Source organism: Kitasatospora sp. NPDC057512 (assembly GCF_042802135.1).
Lineage (GTDB): Bacteria > Actinomycetota > Actinomycetes > Streptomycetales > Streptomycetaceae > Kitasatospora.
In genome coordinates this window covers 1-4,027 of the sequence record NZ_JBHVET010000751.1, presented here as the reverse complement: position 1 = coordinate 4,027, position 4,027 = coordinate 1, and the positions used below count along the sequence as shown (strand labels likewise).

Below are 4,027 nucleotides of genomic sequence, written 5' to 3'. Positions count from 1 at the left end.
GCAGGCCGGTCGGCCCGGGGTGTCCCGGGGGCCTAGCAGGACCAGCGGTGGGAGCGGAGGTGGACGCCGGTTCCGCCGTTCTGCGAGAAGTTGCCCCTCGCGCCCGCCGCCGTGCACACCACCCGCTGGCCCGTGTAGTTCGCGCCGGTGTAGAACGCCACGGGCCTGCCGGAGCCGCCGTGGTTGTACACCGAACGGACCTTGGTGGTGGCGGACCAGCTACAGCGGTCTCCGGACTGCCAGTCCGGGTCGTCGTAGGGCCAGGCGCAGACGCTGCCCGTCCCGTCGGGTCCGCTGTAGACGCAGACCCGCCCCGCCACGCACGACCACGGGTCGAGGGCGGCGTGGGCGGGCTGCGGGGCGGCGAGCAGGGCGGCCGCGGCCGCGGCGAGGGAGGCGATGAGGCCGAGGTGCTTACGGGTGCGTTCCATGACGCTCTGTCCTTCCGGTGGGGGTTGTGCGGTGTGCGCCAAGCCGGACGTGGCCCGGACTTCCGGCGGGGCTCCGACGGGACTCAGGCTCCGGGCGGGCTGACGTAGCCGGAGACGGCCTGGTGGTTGGTGATCACCGTCGACGGGTCGAGGTGGGTGCGGAGGGCGACCTTGTCGCCGAGGTTGCCGTCGACGGTGTCGAGGGTTCCGTTCGCGTGGACGGCGGCGACCACGCCGACGTGGCCGGGAGTGCCGCCGTCCGGCTCCCCGTAGATCACCAGGTCGCCCGGCTTCGGGGTGTACGTGCCCCGCTGGTGGAACAGCCCCTTCTGCTTGCCCCACTTGCCGATGCCGCGCGCGGCCAGGTCGTCGACCGTCCCGTCGATCCCGGCCCGGTGCCACGTCCACTCGGCGAAGGCCGCGCACCACGGGGTCTTCACGCAGGAGCCGGAGCCCCGGTGGTAGGCGAAGTACCTGTCGCAGGAGCCGGTCGTCTCGGGCGAGGTGCCCGCGGGGGTGATCTCCCCCCGGGCCACCGAGACGATCCGGTCCCGGACGGTGGCGGCCGCCGAGGCCGGCGCCGTGGTGGCGCCGAGCGGCAGCAGGGTGAGGACGGTCAGCGTAACGGCGGCGGCGGTGCGCCGGGACAGCTTCATGAGAGCTCCTCCATTGGGGTGAACGGACCCTGACCGCCGCCCGGTCGGTTCGCCTACAGTCGGCGGGCATGCCGGGGCATGCCAGGGCCGAGAGGTGGTGGCGCGGCGGGAGTCGGCGAGTCGGTGCGGTGTCGTGGGATCCATCCTGCGGACGGTCGCCGGACGTCACCAGGCCCTCCGGCCGGGGCGGCGTCCCAGTGCTCTCCCGCCTCCCGTCCCACCGCTCCGACCTGCGGAAACGACGGACGCTGGGACAGCGATGGGACAACAGCACATGCATGACCGACCGTCGGACGAGGTCCCCGGGCACCCGGTGGGGGAAACGGACCGCCCCCGGACCCTGCTCGTCCGCGCGCTGAACGACGGCCTCGCGGAGTGCGGCCTGTCCCTGGACCGGGTGGTGGCCCGACTGCGGGCCCGACTCGACGCCTCCACCGTCCGGGGGCTGAGCACCTCGTCGATCAGCCGCTACCTCGACCCCGACCGCACCGAACTGCCCGACCCCGCCGTCCTCGCCGAACTCGCCCGGATCTTCCGCACCGACCCGGCGGAACTGGCCCGCTGGCAGCGCTGGCACCAGCAGGCGAAGCAGGCGGCGGACCACGAACTGCGCGACCGCCGCGCGGCGCGCCGCGCCGCCACCACGCCCACGCCCACGGCCACGCCCACCCCCACGGCCGGACCGGTTCCGGCGCGCCCCGAGCCCACTGGCCACCCGTCGGTCACCGGGCTGGCGGCGCGGTGGCGCCGGCCGCACCGGTGGGGTGCGGCACTCGGGGCCCTGGCGCTCGCGGCCGTGCTCGGCGCGGCGGTCTGGGTGAGGGGGTCCGACAGCGCGACCGCCGACACCGCATCGGTGGTCGCACCGTCCGGCGGCGCGGCGAGGCGGCAGCCGACGGCGACCCCCGCTGATCCGGCCGAGGGACTCGCCCATGAGGTGGAGGTCGGCGCGCTCGGCGGGGACAGCCGCTGCTCGGCCCCGAAGCCGGGGCCGTCCGGCACCCTGCTGCGCGCCTGTGCGATGGTGCAGCCCCGTCAGGTCCTGTTCGCGGTCCGGATCGACAATCCGACGGACACGCCGGTCGAGGTGACCACGAAGGTGGCCGGCTCCTGGTCGGGCATCCAGCACTCCTGCGACCCCGGACGTTCCGTCCTGCACACCACCATCGCACCGGGCGCCACCTTCACCAGCGACCCGGAGGAGTGCGTGACCCCCCGCCGCAGCGCACCGCTCGCCTACCAGGCGGAGGTCTTCGCCGCCGCCGGGGACGGGCAGCAGTGGGCCGGCCACCTCTTCTCGCCGCGCGCCAACGTCTACCCGGACCGCGAGACCCTGTGGCGCTGCGTCGGCGACGTCCCGTGCTGAGCCCCACCACCGGGCCGACGCGGACGTCGATGGCCTGGACGACCTCGCTGCGGATGGGATCCGGGAAGCCGGGCCCTGCCGGACCACCCTCTCCGGCCTTATTGCACAATAGTTGCAGTTGCATATCCAGGAGCAATAAGGAGTGGGTGCGATGCCGGGCTCGCCGGTGGTGCTGGGGATCGAGTCCTCGTGCGACGAGACCGGCGCCGGTCTCGTCCGGAACGGGGTCCTGCTCGGGCAGGCGGTCGCGTCGAGCATGGACGAGCACGCCCGCTACGGCGGGGTCGTGCCGGAGATCGCCGCCCGCGCCCACGTCCACGCGATGGCCCCCGTGGTCCGCGAGGCCCTCGACCGGGCCGGGCTCACCCTCGCCGACGTCGGCGCCGTCGCGGTCACCGCCGGGCCGGGCCTCTCCGGCCCGCTCCAGGTCGGGGTCGCGGCGGCCAAGAGCTACGCCTTCTCGCTCGGCGTCCCCCTCTACGGCGTCCACCACCTCGCCGGGCACGTCGCGGCGGCCGCCCTGGAGGGCGAGCCGCTGCCGAACCCGTGCGTCGTCCTGATCGTCTCCGGCGGGCACACCTCCCTGCTGCTGGTGCGCGACCTCGCCCGCGACCCGATCGTCCACCTCGGCGACACCCTGGACGACGCCGCCGGCGAGTGCTTCGACAAGGTCGCCCGGATCCTCGGCCTGCCCTACCCCGGCGGGCCCGCCATCGACCGCGCCGCCCGCGACGGCGACCCGAACGCGGTACGCCTGCCCCGCCCGCTCAGCGGGCCCAACGATCCCCCGTACGCCTTCTCCTTCTCCGGCCTCAAGACCGCCGCCGCCCGCTGGGTCGAGGCCCAACGGGCCGCCGGCGCCGAGCCGCACGTCCCGGACGCGGCCGCGGCACTCCAGGAGGCCATCGCGGACACCCTCACCCGCAAGGCCGTCCGGGCCTGCACCGACCACGGGATCGGCACCCTCGTCGTGGTTGGCGGCGTCGCCGCCAACTCCCGCATCCGCGCGCTGACCGAACAGCGCTGCGCCGCCGCCGGGATCACCCTGCGGGTGCCGCCGCTGCGGCTGTGCACCGACAACGGCGCGATGATCGCGGCCATCGGCGACCTCCTGGTCCGCTCGGGCGCGGCCCCCTCCCCGATGAACCTCTCGATCGACCCGTCCGCACCCCTGGAGTACGCGGCGCTCTCCCCGCTCGCCGCGGTCCGGGCCGCCTGACGACCCGCGACGCACCAGGGGGCCGGGCCACGTGACGACCCGCAGATCCGGCGACGGCGACGTGGGGAGCGACGCTCCGGATCACCGTCCGAGCCCCGAGCCGCCCGGGCCGAACCCCGTCCCCCACGCACCGGGTCGGCGTCCAGCGCGCCGAGGGCAACGAGGAGGAGGAAGGGGGCAGTGGATGCAGTGCCACCCCACAGCTTCCAGGACCGGTGCCAAGTCCTGGGCCCCGACTGGCACATGAAGTCCTGGCAGTACTGCGACGACATCCACGGCAAGCAGGAGTACTGCGCCCGGACCCCGGCCCCCGCTCCGGCGCGTCGCCCTGGCCGCCGGCGGCTGACCTTCGTCC

At 75.0% G+C, this 4,027-nt stretch carries 4 protein-coding genes; 2 read left to right on the top strand and 2 right to left on the bottom strand.

Annotated features, from left to right (window positions below; genetic code table 11):
* Positions 1-32: 32 nt before the first annotated feature.
* Together ACFU6K_RS33175 and ACFU6K_RS33170 are read right to left on the bottom strand one after the other, a co-directional pair.
* Positions 33-431: a peptidase inhibitor family I36 protein gene (locus ACFU6K_RS33175; RefSeq protein ID WP_380669398.1), complete on the bottom strand. Its 399-nt coding sequence runs from the start codon at positions 429-431 to the stop codon at positions 33-35.
* Positions 432-514: 83 nt separating this feature from the next.
* Positions 515-1,087 carry a CHAP domain-containing protein gene (locus tag ACFU6K_RS33170; protein ID WP_380669396.1) on the bottom strand — a complete coding sequence of 191 codons (573 nt, stop codon included), beginning with the start codon at positions 1,085-1,087 and terminating at the stop codon, positions 515-517.
* 274 nt (positions 1,088-1,361) lie between these two features.
* Between ACFU6K_RS33170 and ACFU6K_RS33165 the strand changes: the two genes are divergently transcribed.
* Positions 1,362-2,453 carry a hypothetical protein gene (locus tag ACFU6K_RS33165; RefSeq protein WP_380669394.1) on the top strand — a complete coding sequence of 364 codons (1,092 nt, stop codon included), beginning with the start codon at positions 1,362-1,364 and terminating at the stop codon, positions 2,451-2,453.
* Positions 2,454-2,604: 151 nt separating this feature from the next.
* Entirely contained in the window at positions 2,605-3,672 is a 1,068-nt protein-coding gene (tsaD, locus tag ACFU6K_RS33160) for a tRNA (adenosine(37)-N6)-threonylcarbamoyltransferase complex transferase subunit TsaD (protein WP_380669392.1), read from the top strand.
* The last annotated feature ends 355 nt before the right edge of the window (positions 3,673-4,027 follow it).

Coding starts and splice junctions, on each gene's coding strand:
- tsaD (WP_380669392.1), top strand. CDS start 2,605: ATGCCGGGCTCGCCGGTGGTGCTGGGGATCGAGTCCTCGTGCGACGAG.
- ACFU6K_RS33175 (WP_380669398.1), bottom strand. CDS start 431: ATGGAACGCACCCGTAAGCACCTCGGCCTCATCGCCTCCCTCGCCGCG.
- ACFU6K_RS33170 (WP_380669396.1), bottom strand. CDS start 1,087: ATGAAGCTGTCCCGGCGCACCGCCGCCGCCGTTACGCTGACCGTCCTC.
- ACFU6K_RS33165 (WP_380669394.1), top strand. CDS start 1,362: ATGCATGACCGACCGTCGGACGAGGTCCCCGGGCACCCGGTGGGGGAA.